The 1,506-nt window shown below is 77.7% G+C and carries 1 protein-coding gene; it reads left to right on the top strand.

Annotated features, from left to right (window positions below; all coding sequences use genetic code 11):
- Positions 1-1,466: aldehyde dehydrogenase (NADP(+)) (locus tag RIF68_RS36345; RefSeq protein WP_309056035.1), on the top strand; the 1,466-nt coding region annotated here is incomplete at its 5' end.
- Positions 1,467-1,506 lie beyond the last annotated feature (40 nt).

The following is a 1,506-nucleotide window of genomic DNA, read 5'->3' as shown; positions in this document are numbered from 1 at the left end:
GGACGGGGAAGCCGCGCGAACAAGTCGCCGTCGAGGCCACGGCGGGGGACGTCGACCGGGCCGTACGCGCCGCCCACGGCGTCCGCGACAGCCTGGCCGACCGGGCCGTACGGGCCGTCCTCCTGCGGACGGCGGCCGACCTCCTCGACGAGGCCGGCGAGCAGGTCGTCGCCACGGCCGACGCCGAGACCGCCCTCGGGCCCGTCCGCCTCACCGGCGAACTCGCTCGCACCAGCGCCCAGTTGCGGGGCTTCGCCGAGGTCGTGGAGGAGGGCTCCTACCTCGACGTGCGGATCGACGCGCCCGACCCGGACGCGGTGCCGCCCCGGCCCGACCTGCGCCGCATGAAGATCCCCCTCGGCGTCGTCGCCGTCTACGCCGCCAGCAACTTCCCGCTCGCCTTCTCCGTCCCCGGCGGCGACACGGCCAGCGCCCTCGCCGCCGGTTGCCCGGTGGTGATCAAGGCCCACCCCGACCACCCGGCCACCTCCGAGCTCTGCGCCTCCCTGCTGCGCCGGGCCGCCGTCAAGGCCGGGCTGCCCGAGGACGTCGTCGGCCTCGTCCACGGCTTCGACGCGGGCGTCGCGCTCGTCCGTCACCCCCTCGTGGCCGCCGCCGGATTCACCGGCTCGGTACGCGGTGGGCGCGCCCTCTTCGACGCCGCCGCCGCCCGTCCCGTCCCCATCCCCTTCCACGGCGAACTCGGCTCCCTCAACCCGGTCGTGGTCACCCCGGCCGCCGTCGAGGAGCGGGCCGAGGAGATCGGCGCGGGCCTCGCCGCCTCCATGACGCTGGGCGCCGGCCAGTTCTGCACCAAGCCCGGCTTCGTCCTCGTCCCCGCCGGCGAGGCGGGCGACCGCCTCCTCGGCGCCCTCACCGAAGGCGTCGGCGCCGCCGGCCCGGCCGTCCTGCTCGACCACCGGATGCGGGAGGCCTTCGTCGCCGGAGCGGCCGAGCGCGCAGCCCTCGACGGTGTGCAGGCCCCGGTCGTGCCGGGCGCGGCCGGCCAGCACACGGTGGGCGCCGGCGTCCTCACCGTCGACGCGGCCCGCCTCGCCGGGGAGGAGCACGCGCTCCTCCTGGAGGAGTGCTTCGGCCCGGTCACCGTCGTCGCCCGCTACACCGTCCCCGAGGAGGCGCACGCCGTCCTCGGCCGGCTGCCGGGCAACCTCACCGCCACGCTGCACACGGCGGAGGCCGGCGAGGACGACACCGCCGCCCCGTTCCTCACCGCCCTGACCCCGCTCGCCGGCCGCGTCCTCGTCAACGGCTGGCCCACCGGCGTCGCCGTCGCCCCCGCCCAGCACCACGGCGGCCCCTACCCGGCGACGACCTCCACCTCCACCTCCGTCGGCGCCACCGCCGTCGAACGCTGGCTCCGCCCGATCACCTACCAGTCCACCCCGGACCACCTGCTCCCGCCCGAGCTCCGGGACGGCAACCCGCTGGGGATCCCGCGCCGCTGACGGCGGAGGCGGTACGGGGGCGGCCGGCCGGCCCCGTACC

Origin of the sequence: Streptomyces sp. (genome assembly GCF_031178505.1) — a bacterium.
Lineage (GTDB): Bacteria > Actinomycetota > Actinomycetes > Streptomycetales > Streptomycetaceae > Streptomyces > Streptomyces gulbargensis.
This window is presented reverse-complemented; position numbering and strand designations above follow the sequence as displayed.